This window comes from Leucothrix arctica, assembly GCF_003172895.1.
GTDB classification, from domain to species: domain Bacteria; phylum Pseudomonadota; class Gammaproteobacteria; order Thiotrichales; family Thiotrichaceae; genus Leucothrix; species Leucothrix arctica.
Map to the genome: position 1 here is coordinate 495786 of NZ_QGKL01000042.1, position 14423 is coordinate 510208.

Here is a 14423-nt window from a genome sequence, read left to right on the forward strand (position 1 = left end):
CCAGTTATTAGTTAGCGATTTGTCTTTCTTTAATTTCTTGAGTTGCTTTACAGTCAATGCAAAGCTCAGCCGTTGGGCGAACTTCAAGACGTTGTAAGCCAATCTCAATACCGCAAGCGTCACAGAAGCCATAGTCATCAGCATCTACGCGAGCAATAGTCTTTTCAATTTTTCTGATAAGTTTACGTTCACGATCACGTGCGCGTAGTTCAAGAGTGAACTCTTCTTCTTGTGTAGCTCTATCAGCAGGGTCGGAGAAGTTGCTAGCATCTTCTTGCATGTGACCTACAGTACGATTCACTTCCTGGACTAAAGACTCACTCCACTTGGCTAAAATAGCTCTAAAGTGTGCTAGTTGGTCATCATTCATGTATTCCTCACCTTCGGTGGAAACATATGGCTCGATGCCGTCAACGGGAAGTGCAGATTTGCGAGTAATTTGTGCTGTCATTGCTAAATCCATCTAAGAGTATTGAAGGGGTACTTTATAAACTTTATTGTCCCTTGTAACCTTCATCTAAAAAGCCGATAAAAGGCGCGGGGATTATAGCTTATTTTCTTACCACGTAAAGCTTTGATTACTGTGATATTAATTATTGCGATTAAAATCCATTAATTTTGTATCACTAACCTAACCATAAAAATCTCAATATGTTCAAAATATTATCAATGGTCTAATAAAACACCATAACGAATATTTGTGTTAACGAACTGAGTTATTTTGATAAACGACATAGTTGTACTGCTCAATGGCAATTAAAACCACACCAAGAAAGTCATATGAGCGGATTATATTTAAAGTTACTCATATAAGTATGACGGGACTCATTTTGACCCGATAGCACCTTAGTGTCACTAACGCTCATTAAAGTTCCAAGATGTGATTTTTATGTTCAACCGAATCTTTTTTAAAAAAAGTAATATGAGCAGTTGACAGAGTAGGGATGCATTCGTAATATACGCCACCTCGACGCGGGAATAGCTCAGTGGTAGAGCACAACCTTGCCAAGGTTGGGGTCGCGAGTTCGAATCTCGTTTCCCGCTCCAGAGATGATAGGTTTTATGATTTACTTTGAGTTACCACACATAGTAGATACGTATTACAAGAATATATATATACCACGTAGTACAGTTGCGGGAATAGCTCAGTGGTAGAGCACAACCTTGCCAAGGTTGGGGTCGCGAGTTCGAATCTCGTTTCCCGCTCCAAATTTATATCTTTGTTAGGAAGTTTTTTGGCTGGATGACAGAGTGGTGATGTAGCGGATTGCAAATCCGTCAACCCCGGTTCGATTCCGGGTCTAGCCTCCACATATAGAGATATTAATTGTATGTCACCTGCCCTGGTGGCGAAATTGGTAGACGCAAGGGACTTAAAATCCCTCGCCTTAACGGGCGTGCCGGTTCGATTCCGGCCCAGGGCACCATATTTAGTATGTAGTTCATATACATACGATTTTGTAGAATTCTAATTGATTCCTATTTGGAATAAAATAAGAGTTCTACAGAATAAATACCACGTTTTTTTGTTGCGGGAATAGCTCAGTGGTAGAGCATAACCTTGCCAAGGTTGGGGTCGGGAGTTCGAATCTCCTTTCCCGCTCCATTCTTAATAAATAATCATATTTCAACAAAACTTGCTTCTGTAGTCTTTACTATAGAGATTTTTTATTGCATATGATTTGACTTAAGTCAGTTTCAAATACCATGTTTTTTTGTTGCGGGAATAGCTCAGTGGTAGAGCACAACCTTGCCAAGGTTGGGGTCGGGAGTTCGAATCTCCTTTCCCGCTCCAAGTTCTTTAGCCTCTTTCGTAGGCTAATTATCCAATATCATGCTAAATTCAATTTTTAATCTCTGCTAAATATCTTCTCAGTTTTACATAATTAGTCTGCCTGCCTGTTCCTTCTTCAAACACACTTTATTTGTTATTCCTTTTGGTTAACTCTACTCATTCTAGTTTTGGCTACCTCTAACTCCTTCATTCATAGCACTGCCAACAATCCTCAAAACTTACACAAATCATTCACTTCTTAAGCCAGATCACTACATACCTAAGTACTTCCCACACAAAATTACGTATAACACCGAATGGTTTATTAGCTCTGTATCATCGATTATCAAGTTATTGATTAATAATTTTATGATGGAGAGTTCTCGTGAGTACAAAAAAACCAAACAAAGACTTTAAAAATGCGTATCAAGAGTTGGTTGATGCGGTTGAAGAGCTCGTTGTAAAAGAAGGAAAAAGCTTACAAGAAGCATTTCAGCTAGCAGAATATAAGCTAGACAAATGGGAAGAGTTAACCCAAGAAGAAGTACAAGAAATTAGTCATGGACTAAAAAAGGACTTTCAAAACCTTGGTCACGGCTTAAATCTGGTCAAAGAATCCTATAAAGAAGAACTAAAGCTCGATGCAGCTTATATAACGGACTCCATCTGGGATAAGTTATTAAACATCATGGATTCAAATACTGCTCAATTATTGGCTTTTGAGAAAAACCTTGATGAGCAGGTTCAAGAACTAACTACGGCCGAGCACATCGCTAGCCACCAGGAACACAGCCAGTGGGACTCAGAACATAAGCTATGGCTTTCTGAAATCGCACTTTGGAAAAAAGAAAGTATTCAAGCACAGAGTCAATTAGAAGCCATTGAAGTTGCAATTAAAAAGTATTCCGATGCTTTAGATGAGCATGCTCAAGTTGTTCAGGCTCATGACGCAAGCGAGCATGACCACGAAAAGGTAATGTCTAAGGCAGAAAAAGATCCCACTAGCCAAGTTTATGCAGACGCTGATGAAGATAGTATTGAAGTGCATAAACAAGAAAAGCACGAACATAGTCAACACGCTGAATTACATCAGTCTATGAAAAAACACCATGCTGAAATGATGTCATTGATTAATAGACTCTATAAAAAAGTCATTTAATAGCAAGGAGTAGGCCATGCTGCAGTTTATCCCCATAATTGATGAAAATATCATTGCTGTTCGAGCATCGGGTAAGTTAACTCATGAAGACTACCAGCGTTTTCTTCCACAGCTAGAAGATGAGATTAATAAGCTCCAGAAGGCTTCATTACTACTTGAGTTCGATAATTTCTCAGGGTGGGAGATAGAAGCAGCCAAAGACGACTTCAAATTTGCACTCAAGCACCTTAGTGAACTTGATCGTATTGCAGTCGTTGGAGATAAAGCATGGGAACATTGGATGGTTTTGATGATTAAGCCATTCCTACCCTTTGGTAAGTCTCAGTACTTTAACCGTGAGAATTTGCAAGATGCTTGGGACTGGCTTCGTGAAAAGCAAGAAATGCAAAAAGCCGCTGAACAACTACGCCCTTATAAGCATATAGTCGTTGCCGTCGACTTTTCCTTACAGTCAATACACGCCTGTAAACGCGCCATTGAATTAGCAAAATCTTATAAAGCATCCGTGACTTTGTTAAACGTAACACGCGAAATGCTTGCTTACCCACCTTATGATGACATGGGGATGTACGACACCATTCCAGAAAGTCTTAAAGAACAGAACCAACAGTTTATGGAGAGTGCGGAGTCTCAAATGGTGGCCTTCGTTGCCAACTTGAAAATAGATTACCCCATTGAAACTCAAGTACTTGGTGGTGAGAAAGACCTTAGTATTACCTCATTCTTGGCAACGAAAAAAGCTGACTTAGTAGTCTTTGGCGCTAAAAAGAAGAAGGGCATCGATAAGCTATCATTATCAACACCACATTACGTTCAGAATCATAGTCGCTGCGAGTTATTAATCGTTCCTATCCCTGATTCTAGCCTTTAAATTATTACCCTTAAGCTATGTACAGCGGGTAATCGCAATAGGTAATTAAAATGAGCAAAGTACAGAATATAGAAATTGCCCGATACCAGGACAAGATCACTAAAGATTTAAGCGAATTAGTTGAAAGATATAGAGAAATTATGGCTTGGGATGTGCCTGAAAATGACCCTGTAGAAGCCGACAGACTTATATTCAAAGCTATTCATACCTCTCTTTTAGAAATAGAGAAAACTTAAGCACTGAAGGTGTAGCGGCTGACTCCATTCAGCCTTTTTGAAAAGTTAAACTGGATTGATCGACAGCAAACTTCTTTGAGGCACCTAAAAAAATACACACCAGAAAACTGGTGTGTATTGACTAATATACCTGACTAAACAATACGGTACTCTTCCCAAAACTCTGCACTAACAGCATGCCACTTCGTTATTTGGGCGTTGTTTAAGACCTTTTTCAATTCAATATCTTTTTCATTCGTTAGTTTTATAAACTCTTCACGTTTATTTAGTTTAGGGTTTGTAGACTCTGCCAAGATATTGTATCGAGTCGAAAAGTCTTCATTGATCATCATGACCTTCACTTTTTGTACTTCATTCAAAGACAGCACTTCAACCATCTTAGTTGTAATAATTAAAGCTCGCTCACTTGGATCTGTCGCATTGATTGAGTTCTCTATCATTTGTTCTTTTTGCTTCTCATGCTTCAAACTTTGATATTGAGTACATGCTGTTAGGCCTGACACAGCAACAAGACACATGATCGTTATAATCTTTTTCATAATAAATCCTTATGTATATAAATTTTCAAATACGACTTCTACTACAGATGTAAATAAGGCGTTAGGAAGATTATATGGCTTGGTTATAAGGTTTTTAATTAGTAGATATGCGTAGGGTAGTACGTACTTAACACAATCATGTAGCTAGCATCAGTAGTACAAAACCAAACGAGCATGAACAGTGCTAATGACAGCCCCAAAGCTATCCTTGAAGCACATTATTAATACGAAAAACATGCTTACATTTCTCGATAGTCACAGACTTTTTAGAAAAAAACACCACTAAACCATTGAAAATACTCTTTTCGGCTCATAAAACGACAATAACTAAGTAGTTTCCACAGAGCGCCTACGCACATCTCCGAATTAAATTGTCACGCTTTTCAATAGATCATGGTTCACATGTTCAGGTTCTTTGAAACCTTGTATCAAAAATAAAGTTACAATTTAAACGAAGGTAGAAACAATGACTATTGATAAGAAAGCATATTTAGTGGGTGCAGGTATTGGCTCTTTGTCAGCTGCAGCATTTATGATTCGTGACGGTGACATGGCCGGTAAAAACATCACCATTTATGAATCGTTACCTGTCCTTGGTGGAAGCTTAGATGCCGCAGGAAATGCAGAGAGTGGCTACACAATGCGTGGTGGCCGTATGCTTACGACAGACAATTACGAGTGTACCTGGGATTTGTTCAAGACTATTCCAACACTGTCTGACCCTGATACAACTGTTTATGAAGAAATTATCAAGTTTAATAAGCGCGTCAAAGCTGACTCTAAAGCACGACTAGTCGATAAGAGCCGCCATATTATTGATGTATCAACCATGGGTTTCACCATGCAAGATCGCTTGGAGCTCGTCAAACTGACTGAAGCTAGTGAAGAAAAGCTAGGGACAAGCGTTATCACCGATTGGTTATCACCTGAGTTTTTCACTACTAATTTTTGGTTTATGTGGCAAACCACTTTTGCCTTCCAACCTTGGCACAGCGCGGTAGAGTTTAAACGCTACCTACACCGATTTATGAAAGAGTTCACACGTATTGAAACTCTCGCGGGTGTAAAAAGAACTGTTTATAATCAATTTGATGCAATGGCTCTCCCACTTATTAAATGGTTAGAAGGCCAAGGTGTGCAATTTCAGCAAGAGTGTACCGTCACCGACTTGATACTCGCTCCAAACACCACACAGCACACGGTTACTGGTATTACATTAAACCGTGCGGGTGTAGAAGAAACTGTCGCGGTTGATGCTGATGACCTCGTTTTCTTCCAAAATGGTTCAATGACCGATGCAACAAGCCTTGGAACAATGACTAGTCCTCCTAAACATTTAACGAAAGTTGAAAGCGGTGGCTGGAAGCTTTGGGAAAAATTAGCAAAAGGTCGCCCAGAGTTTGGTAACCCTGCAGTATTTAACTCAAGCATCCCTGAGTCTTACTGGCACTCATTTACAGCTACGCTAAAAGACACATCGTTCTTTGACCAAATGGAAGCCTTCACTGGTAACAAAGCCGGTACTGGTGGTTTAGTGACATTCAAAGACTCGAATTGGTTAATGTCTGTTGTTTTATATCACCAACCACACTTCATCAATCAGCCTTCTGATGTCCAAATCTTATGGGGTTACGCATTACATCCAAACCGTATCGGTGACTTTGTTGCGAAACCAATATCAGAGTGCTCAGGCGAAGAGATACTTCAAGAGCTTTGTGGGCATCTAAATTTTGATATGGATGAGACTTTTTCAGCAGCTAACTGCATTCCATGCCGCCTGCCTTACATCACCAGCATGTTTATGCCACGAAAACTGTCTGACCGTCCTTTACCCGTTCCAACTAACTCAACAAACCTAGCGCTAGTGAGTCAGTTTGTTGAAGTGACTGATGATGTTGTGTTCACCGTTGAGTACTCAGTGCGTGCAGCGCAAATGGCTGTTTACCAATTGTTAGGAATAGATCGAGAAATCCCTGAAATCTCACGCCATGATAAATCACTTAAAGTGAATATAGATGCGGTTATCAAAGCATTTAAATAGGCAGCGACATGATTAATGTTCAATTTAAATCATTGATAATGTATGTGAGGGATAAACCATGAATACAAACAACAAAGATATTCAAGCCTATTTAGTGGGTGGCGGTATTGGCTCCATGGCGGCTGCAGCATTTATGATCCGCGATGGTGGTGTTCCAGGCGAAAACATAACGATTTATGAAGCGCTACCTGTGGTAGGTGGCGTTCTTGATGCAGCGGGCACTCCCGAAGACGGGTACTCTATGCGTGGAGGGCGTATGTTGTGCGCCGACATTTATGAGTGCATGTGGTCACTATTAAAAACAATTCCATCTCTGACTGACCCTACCAAGTCAGTATTTGATGAAACGGTCGAGTTTAATAAAATAGTCAAAACGGATGCTCACGCACGGATTATCAACAAAAACCGTGCAGTTCCAGACCTATCTTCATTAGGTCTCTCAATGCATAACCGGCTTGAGTTGCTTAGGCTACTGGAAACGAGTGAAGAAAAGCTAGGTAATGACAGAATCACTGATTGGCTGTCACCAGAGCTATTAGAAACAAATTTCTGGTATATGTGGATCACCTCATTTGCCTTTGAGCCTTGGCACAGCGCGGTAGAGTTCAAGCGTTATATGCACCGTTTCTTATTCCAGTTTACTGAAATTTCAACGATGAGTGGAATTTCACGCACGGTTTATAACGAATACGATTCGATTGTCCGACCTCTTGAAGCGTGGTTATCTGAAAAGGGAGTGACGTTTTTAAACGAGCACACCGTGACAGACCTAAACCTTATACAGGATGATGACGGCAAGTGGACTGTAAACAAACTTGAATACACGGCTGAAGGCAAGACTGACACGGTTCTAGTAGGTAAGAATGACCTTGTCTTCTTCCAAAATGCGTCAATGGGCGATGCATCTAGTCTTGGCTCAATGACTAATCCACCTCAGCACTTGACTAAAGAAGATAGCAAAGGCTGGGTTCTATGGGAAAAACTGGCAGAAGGACGTCCGGAATTTGGTAATCCTGCTGTGTTTAATTCCAGTATTCCAGAGTCTAACTGGGAGTCGTTTGTAGTCACTTTAGAAGACCCCGAGTTTTTCAAACAAATGGAAGAGCTGACTGGAAACAAACACGGTACAGGGGCTTTAGTCACTTTTAAGGATTCAAATTGGTTATTGTCAATTGTATTAAAACACCAGCTACGCTACCCAGATCAACCAGAGGGGATACAAGTATTTTGGGGATATTCTTTACGACCAGATCGCATTGGAGACTTCGTTAATAAGTCCATGACTGACTGTAATGGTAAGGAGATTCTTCAGGAGGTTTGTGGCCACCTTCGTTTTGATAAGGATAAAGTGTTTACAACAGCGAACTGTATCCCTTGCAGAATGCCGTATATCACCAGTATGTTTATGCCACGTAGCAACACTGATCGCCCGTTGCCTGTGCCTAAAACGTCTAGAAACTTGGCCTTTGTCAGTCAGTTTGTAGAGATAGAAAACGACTGTGTTTTTACGGTTGAGTATTCTGTTCGTGCGGCACAAATGGCGGTTTATGAGTTACTGGGTATTGATAAAGAAATACCGCCTATTACACGTCATGATAAAAGCTTAAAAGTTAATCTTGAAGCAGCCCTCAGAACGTTGAAATAAACCAACTAATCCTCAAGGAAAGCGCTACTTTTCTTGGGGATTAATTTTGCCCGATAACTAAGTACTTTCCACAGGTACCTAAGCACATTCCCGAATTAAATCCCCAACGTTTTTGCGTAACAATAAATTCCATGATGAGGCGCTTCTAAAGCCTAAAATAAACAATCGTTATTGGAATATCTGACATGAAAAATACACACTCCAAAAACCCAAAAGATGCACATGTATACCTAATCGGTAGTGGAATAGCTGGTCTGGCCAGTGCTTTCTATTTAGAAAAAGATGCAGGCGTTCCTGGTGAGAACATTCATATTTTAGAAAAAGATATGATCGCTGGTGGCGCTACCGACGGTGCTGGTGATAACGAGAAAGGCTTTGTGGTTCGGGGTGGCAGAATGCACGAGATGCATTACGAGTGCTATTGGGAACTACTTTCTCACATTCCTTCGTTAGAAGACCCTAACGTGTCGGTTCGTGACGAGTCCTATGAGTTTAATGAGCGTTTTGTCTCTAACGGTCAAGCTAGACTATTAAAAGACGGCAAGAAGCTCGATGTATCATCCTATGGCTTATCCTTAGCTCAACAAAAGGACTTCATCAAACTCACCTATATGTCTGAAAAGTCCTTAGGCGATAAGCGCATAGAAGACTGGTTTGACCAAGATTTCTTTGAAACCAACTTTTGGTATATCTGGACCTCTATGTTTGCTTTCCAGAAGTGGAGCAGTCTTGCTGAAATGAGACGCTACATGAAACGCTTCATACACCTTGTCCAAGGGCTATACAAATTGGGCGGCGTAATGCGTACCAAGTATAACCAATACGACTCGGTGGTTAGACCGATGAAACGATACCTTGAAAGCAAAGGTGTTCATTTTGATATGGGTAGGGAAGTCATCGATATCGATTTCAACTTATCCGCTGACAAAGTAACCGCCACTGTTCTACTTATGAAAGATGGCTCTGAGATCGTACTTGGGGAGAATGACTATGTATTTTTCACTAATGGCTCAATCACTGAAAGCACGGATAACGGCACCTTCAATACTCACGCAAAATTAAAAGGGATTGAAGAATCAGGCTCTTGGAAGCTCTGGAAAAAGATCGCAGCAAAAGACCCGTCCTTTGGTAACCCAGCACCGTTCTGTGACAATGTTGATTTACAAAAATGGTACTCATTTACTGCAACCATGAAAGACAGCACCTTCCACGATTACATGGAAAACTTCTCCGGTAATGTTGACGGTACAGGTGGCTTAGTAACACTTACTGACTCTAACTGGTTGATGTCGATTGTAATCGCTCGACAACCACATTTTCCTAACCAAGATGCTGACGTCAAAGTCTTTTGGGGATATGGCTTATACCCCGATCGCAAAGGTAACCATGTCTACAAAACGATGGCGGAATGTACTGGTGCAGAAATGCTGGAAGAGCTGTATTACCACTTGAATATTCAAGACTTAATGAAGCCAGTAACAGCCGCAGGGAAGGTCAACTGTATTCCTGTTTCTATGCCGTTTATTGATAGCCTCTTTATGCCGAGACTAGCGGGTGACAGACCTGATGTCGTTCCCGCTGGCTCTACAAACTTCGCCTTTTTAGGGCAGTTTGCTGAAGCACCTAAAGATTGCGTGTTTACGGTTGAATACTCGGTGAGAACCGCTCAAATGGCCGTTTATGGACTGTTTGATACAGATAAGGAAGTACACCCTATGTACGAACCTACACACCATCCGAAGCATTTAATTGAAGCACTTAAAGCCATTAGCAACTAATGAAGCTTTAGCCCCTATAACAACTTAGCTTTCTCTTAAGCTTTTATCGTTCGAATGCCAGTGAACTAGGACATTTGTCTTAGCACTGGCATTTTGCATTTCAGACAGCCTGGTCGTCATTAAAAGTTATTAATAAGCGCAGCTAAACAGCCAAAACTAAGTACTTTCCACAATCCTATTACGCACAACACCGAATAGTAAGCCGCGACGCTATGAGTGATTATCTAGTCCGTGTTGGAGATATTTTGTGACGCTAAACATATCGCATAAATACCCACCAAAGTCGTTCTTAATAATGTTGAAAGACATCTATTTAACAGGATATTGAAATGAGTTACGCAACAACAAATCCGTACACCGGTGAAGTTTTACAGACGTTTACTGACGCCACTGACTCTGAAGTAATTCAGGCAATTGAAGATGCTAATACGGCATTCCTTTCTTGGAGAAAGACCTCATTTGCTGAACGCGCCAAAATCATGCAAAACGCAGCTGATTTACTACGCAAAGACGTTGCTGGTTACGCCAAATTATTAACACTTGAAATGGGCAAGCTAACACCTGAGGCAGAAGCCGAAGTCGAGTTATCTGCTGCTATTTTTGAGTACTACGCTAACAATGCTGAGAAGTTGCTAGCACCAGACAAACTTGAGGTTGCTGACTCCGCTGAAGGTGAAGCGGTTATCGTTCATGACCCTCTCGGTGTTCTGCTAGCGGTTGAGCCTTGGAACTTTCCGTACTATCAAGTCGCTCGTATCATTGCACCGCAATTATCAGCGGGGAACGCGATGCTTCTAAAGCATGCGGGGATTGTTCCGCAAAGCTCAGCGGCTTGCGAAAAACTGATGCTTGATGCTGGGTTGCCAAAAGGTGTCTTCCAAAACCTATACGCCAAACATTCTCAAACTGAGTTAATTATCAATCATCCGTTAGTACGTGGTGTTGCTTTAACAGGCTCAGAAGGTGCGGGTTCGGTCATTGCATCGACAGCAGGCAAGGCACTTAAGAAATCAACACTAGAACTCGGCGGTGCAGATGCGTTTGTTGTACTCGCCGATGCCGACTTAGAAAAAACCGTTAATTGGGCAGTCTTCGGACGTCACTGGAACGGCGGTCAGGTGTGCGTTTCCTCTAAGCGAATGATCATTGCTGATGAGATATACGATAAATTTCTTGAGCTCTATACCGAGGGCGTAGCCAACCTGAAAGCAGGCGACCCGTTTGATTCAGAAACCACGCTAGCACCTTTGTCATCTCAAAGTGCAGCCGATGATCTTAAGTTAAAGATTCGTGAAGCGGCTGAAATGGGCGCTACGGCGACAGAAGTAGGCCCTCAAGTGCCAAGCCAAGGGGCTTTTGTACAGCCTACTATTCTAACCAATATTAGTGAAAAGAGTCCTGCACGTAACTGGGAGTTTTTCGGGCCCGTCTCGATGATATTCCGGGCAAAAGATGAAGAAGATGCCATCCGTATCGCCAATGACTCACCGTTTGGTTTGGGCGGCTCAGTATTTACTTCTGACCCTCGTCATGGTGCCGAAGTAGCGAAGAAAATCTCTACAGGAATGGTATTCGTTAATCACCCAACCATGGTGAAAGCTGACTTACCGTTTGGTGGCATTCGTCACTCAGGTTATGGCCGTGAGTTACTCGGTCTTGGTATCAAAGAGTTTGTGAATCACAAGCTAATCGATGTTGTTGATATTGACGCACCATTCTAATTTAAGAGGACATTATTATGACAAACAAAATGCAAGCAGCAGTGGTTGAAGCATTCGGTAAACCATTAGCAATCGTTGAATTAGATATTCCTTCTCCGGGCGCTGGCCAAATTTTGGTTAAAACAGAAGCCTGTGGTGTATGCCACACAGACCTTCACGCAGCACATGGAGACTGGCCATTAAAACCAACACCACCATTTACACCAGGACATGAAGGTATTGGTCTTGTTACTGAGATCGGCGCAGGTGTTACATCGGTGAAAGTCGGCGACCGTGTCGGTGTGCCATGGCTTTACTCAGCGTGTGGTCACTGTGAGTTTTGCTTAAGTGCACAAGAGCCAGTATGTGGTGAAGCTGAGTTTGGTGGTTATACCAAAAATGGTGGTTTTGCCGAGTACATCATTGCTGACCCAGATTATGTGGCTCACATTCCAGATGGTTTATCAGCCATTGATGCAGCTCCAATCATTTGTGCAGGTATCACTACTTACAAAGGTATTAAAGAAACAGCGGCAAAACCGGGTCAATGGATTGCGATTTCTGGTTGTGGTGGTCTAGGTCATTTAGCAATTCAATATGCTAAAGCGATGGGCTTAAAAGTCTGCGCGGTGGATATTGATGATAGCAAGCTTGAACATGCTAAAACAAATGGCGCTGATGTCGTCGTTAATGCAAAAACTGAAGGTGACAAAACAGCAGAAGTGGTTAAGCAACTGACTGATGGTGGCGCACATGGTGTGTTAATTACAGCACCATCACTACCGGCATTTGAACAGGGCGTTTCTATGACGCGTAAGCACGGTACCTGTGTACTTGTTGGTTTGCCACCGGGTGAGTTTCCTACTCCGTTGTTTGACGTGGTCGCCAATTGCATCACGGTACGTGGCTCGTTTGTTGGTAACCGTAAAGACATGGCCGAAGCACTAGCCTTTGCTGCGGAAGGCAAGGTTAAAGCTGACATCGAGCTACAACCATTGACGGCTATCAATGACATCTTTAACCGTTTAGAGAAAGGTGAAGTTGCGGCACGTGTTGTTATCGATTTTAGCAAATAGTTAACTACCCATAATGCGTCATGCGGGAGGTGATCCCGTGTGACGTAATAGATAAAGGACATCACTATGAAAATCGGTGTACCGAAGGAAACTCATAAGGGCGAACGACGTGTCGCAACGACACCCGATGTAGCCACCCAACTATTAAAACTAGGCTTCACTGTGTCAGTAGAAGCTGGAGCAGGGGCTGAAGCCAGTTATACCGATGCGGCTTATATCGCTGCAGGCTGTGAAATCATCGAGTCAGCAAAAGACCTTTGGGCAAAGTCAGACATCATCCTTAAAGTGCAAGCACCTGAAGCTGATGAAGTTTCATTACTCCATTCTGGACAGATACTCATTTGCTTCCTCTGGCCAGCACAAGCACCAGAACTACTCAATAAACTCTCTGAGCTTGAGGTCACTGCTATCGCAATGGATAGTGTTCCTCGTATTTCACGCGCCCAAAAAATGGATGCTCGAAGCTCCATGGCTAATATCTCAGGCTACCGCGCAATTATTGAAGCCGCAGAACATTTTGGTCGGTTCTTCGCTGGACAGATCACCGCAGCAGGCAAAGTGTCACCAGCAAAAGTATTGGTTATTGGCGCTGGCGTAGCAGGCTTATCGGCAATAGGGACAGCAAAAAGTATGGGGGCGATTGTTCGCTCATTTGATACCCGCCCAGAAGTAAAAGAACAAATTGAAAGTCTCGATGCCGAGTTTTTGATGCTCGACTTTAAGAATGAAGGCGGCTCTGGTGAAGGTGGTTATGCCAAGGTAATGAGTGACGAGTTCATTCAAGCTGAAATGGCCTTATTCGCTAAACAAGCTAAAGACGTCGACATTATTGTTACTACTGCACTAATTCCCGGTAAACCCGCACCTAAGTTGATTACGGCCGAGATGGTTAAATCAATGAAGCAAGGGAGTGTGATCGTCGATCTTGCGGCTGAACAGGGTGGTAATTGTGAACTGGCTGTACCCGGCGAAGTGACAGTAAAACACGGCGTATCGATTATTGCTTATACCGACTTGCCTAGTCGTATGGCTGCTCAGTCCAGCCAACTCTATGGCACCAACCTTCGCCACTTACTACATGACATGACGCCGCAAAAAGACGGTGAAGTCGTGGTCAATATGGAAGATCAAGTAGTACGAGGGGCAGTGATCTGTAAAGAAGGAAAAATAACATGGCCGCCACCAGCACCCACGCTATCTGTGAAACCGAAAAAACCTGTAGTCGCTCCAGCGCCAATTGTTGCTGAGAAAAAGAAGTCACCTACAGGAGCAATCATTGGAGCCGCCATTGCTGCCGTCGCTTTACTTGCCGTCGGCTCTGTCGCGCCAGCGGATTTCATGGCGCACTTTACGGTGTTCGTGCTCGCTTGTTTCATCGGTTACACCGTCATTTGGAATGTATCTCCGTCGTTGCATACACCCCTAATGAGCGTCACCAACGCTATTTCTAGCATCATTGTAATTGGTGCTCTGATACAAATTAGCTCGGAAGACAACACCATAAAATGGATAGCTGTTTTCACCCTATTAATCACGGGCATTAACATGGTTGGTGGCTTTGCGGTCACTCATCGCATGCTCAACATGTTCCGTAAGTGAGGTTG

Annotated in this window: 11 protein-coding genes and 6 tRNA genes; 15 read left to right on the top strand and 2 right to left on the bottom strand. The window is 42.5% G+C overall.

What is annotated here, in order from left to right:
- Positions 1-7: 7 nt before the first annotated feature.
- A complete protein-coding gene (dksA, locus tag DKT75_RS19390; protein ID WP_170310687.1) occupies positions 8-451 on the bottom strand; it encodes an RNA polymerase-binding protein DksA in 444 nt (147 codons plus the stop codon).
- Positions 452-972: 521 nt separating this feature from the next.
- Here dksA and DKT75_RS19395 point away from each other — a divergent pair.
- The 9 genes from DKT75_RS19395 (at position 973) to DKT75_RS19435 (ending at position 4040) form a co-directional block, all read left to right on the top strand.
- Positions 973-1047 (top strand) — tRNA-Gly (locus DKT75_RS19395).
- Positions 1048-1134: 87 nt separating this feature from the next.
- Positions 1135-1209, top strand: a tRNA-Gly gene (locus DKT75_RS19400).
- A gap of 28 nt (positions 1210-1237) precedes the next feature.
- Positions 1238-1311: transfer RNA gene (locus DKT75_RS19405), tRNA-Cys, on the top strand.
- Positions 1312-1340: 29 nt separating this feature from the next.
- Positions 1341-1427 (top strand) — tRNA-Leu (locus tag DKT75_RS19410).
- 104 nt (positions 1428-1531) lie between these two features.
- Positions 1532-1606 (top strand) — tRNA-Gly (locus DKT75_RS19415).
- Positions 1607-1720: 114 nt separating this feature from the next.
- Positions 1721-1795: transfer RNA gene (locus tag DKT75_RS19420), tRNA-Gly, on the top strand.
- 364 nt (positions 1796-2159) lie between these two features.
- Positions 2160-2933, top strand: coding sequence for a zinc ribbon-containing protein (locus tag DKT75_RS19425; RefSeq protein ID WP_109825930.1), 774 nt, complete (start codon positions 2160-2162; stop codon positions 2931-2933).
- Between the two features lie 16 nt (positions 2934-2949).
- Positions 2950-3804, top strand: a complete 855-nt coding sequence (locus DKT75_RS19430; RefSeq protein ID WP_109825932.1) for an STAS/SEC14 domain-containing protein — start codon at positions 2950-2952, stop codon at positions 3802-3804.
- Between the two features lie 50 nt (positions 3805-3854).
- Positions 3855-4040 (top strand): hypothetical protein, encoded by a 186-nt coding sequence (locus DKT75_RS19435; RefSeq protein ID WP_109825934.1) that lies wholly within the window; start codon positions 3855-3857, stop codon positions 4038-4040.
- Between the two features lie 134 nt (positions 4041-4174).
- On the opposite strand, the gene DKT75_RS19440 is transcribed toward DKT75_RS19435, so the two are convergent.
- The gene (locus DKT75_RS19440) at positions 4175-4579 is read right to left on the bottom strand and encodes a hypothetical protein (protein ID WP_109825936.1); all 405 of its coding nucleotides are present in this window, start codon (positions 4577-4579) and stop codon (positions 4175-4177) included.
- 466 nt (positions 4580-5045) lie between these two features.
- On the opposite strand from DKT75_RS19440, the gene DKT75_RS19445 reads away from it, so the two are divergent.
- From DKT75_RS19445 to DKT75_RS19470, 6 genes are all read left to right on the top strand, one after another.
- Positions 5046-6620 (top strand): oleate hydratase, encoded by a 1575-nt coding sequence (locus DKT75_RS19445; protein ID WP_109825938.1) that lies wholly within the window; start codon positions 5046-5048, stop codon positions 6618-6620.
- 58 nt (positions 6621-6678) lie between these two features.
- Positions 6679-8265 carry an oleate hydratase gene (locus tag DKT75_RS19450; protein WP_109825940.1) on the top strand — a complete coding sequence of 529 codons (1587 nt, stop codon included), beginning with the start codon at positions 6679-6681 and terminating at the stop codon, positions 8263-8265.
- Between the two features lie 185 nt (positions 8266-8450).
- Positions 8451-10043, top strand: a complete 1593-nt coding sequence (locus DKT75_RS19455) for an oleate hydratase (protein ID WP_109825942.1) — start codon at positions 8451-8453, stop codon at positions 10041-10043.
- Between the two features lie 329 nt (positions 10044-10372).
- Entirely contained in the window at positions 10373-11764 is a 1392-nt protein-coding gene (locus DKT75_RS19460; RefSeq protein WP_109825944.1) for an NAD-dependent succinate-semialdehyde dehydrogenase, read from the top strand.
- Positions 11765-11781: 17 nt separating this feature from the next.
- Entirely contained in the window at positions 11782-12819 is a 1038-nt protein-coding gene (gene adhP, locus DKT75_RS19465) for an alcohol dehydrogenase AdhP (protein ID WP_109825946.1), read from the top strand.
- Between the two features lie 66 nt (positions 12820-12885).
- Positions 12886-14418 (top strand): Re/Si-specific NAD(P)(+) transhydrogenase subunit alpha, encoded by a 1533-nt coding sequence (locus DKT75_RS19470; RefSeq protein ID WP_109825948.1) that lies wholly within the window; start codon positions 12886-12888, stop codon positions 14416-14418.
- The last annotated feature ends 5 nt before the right edge of the window (positions 14419-14423 follow it).